Raw genomic sequence first — 512 nt, 5'->3', positions numbered from 1 at the left:
GGGGTTGTACGCCGGAATCCCAGAAATTTCCGTCAGCCCAGCTCCAGTCCCGCCACGAGCGCATCCAGGTCGATGAACTTGCCGTCAGTCTGGAAGGTGTAATGCCCGTTCAGCAGGATGTGCCGCCAGGCCGCTGGCGACATCTGCGTGATCAACGCCAGCGCCTTGGCATTGCCAGCTGCCTCGTACTTCGTCAGCAGCAGGGACAGGATCGCCGAGTTGTAGAAGATGATCGCGTTGCCGATCAGCCTGGCGCACTGGTTGCTGATCTCGATTTCGATGTCGGTGCGGCCGGTCAATTCCTTCTTCCCACCGACTTGGGCGATGGTCGAGCGTAGCTGGTGATAGGACTCAATGCGGTTCTGCGAGCGGTGAACATTACGCTCCAGTTGCGGGTCGCGCAGGTAGCGCAGTGTGTAGATACTGCGGATGAGCTTGTCGAACTCGAAGATTGCGCGCCGCGTCGGGTTCGGCGCCGTATAGGTGCACAGCTTGCGGATCAGCGTGCCCTG

At 60.4% G+C, this 512-nt stretch carries 1 protein-coding gene; it reads right to left on the bottom strand.

The window, feature by feature from the left end; all coding sequences use genetic code 11:
* Positions 1–32: 32 nt before the first annotated feature.
* Positions 33–512 (bottom strand): Tn3 family transposase (locus AC19YR_RS24850; RefSeq protein ID WP_457346499.1); only part of this gene is annotated, 480 nt, incomplete at its 5' end.

It is taken from the genome of Pseudomonas sp. MF08817, from assembly GCF_059862705.1.
Note: the sequence above shows the minus strand (reverse complement) of the source record. Positions and strands in the feature narration are given on the sequence as shown.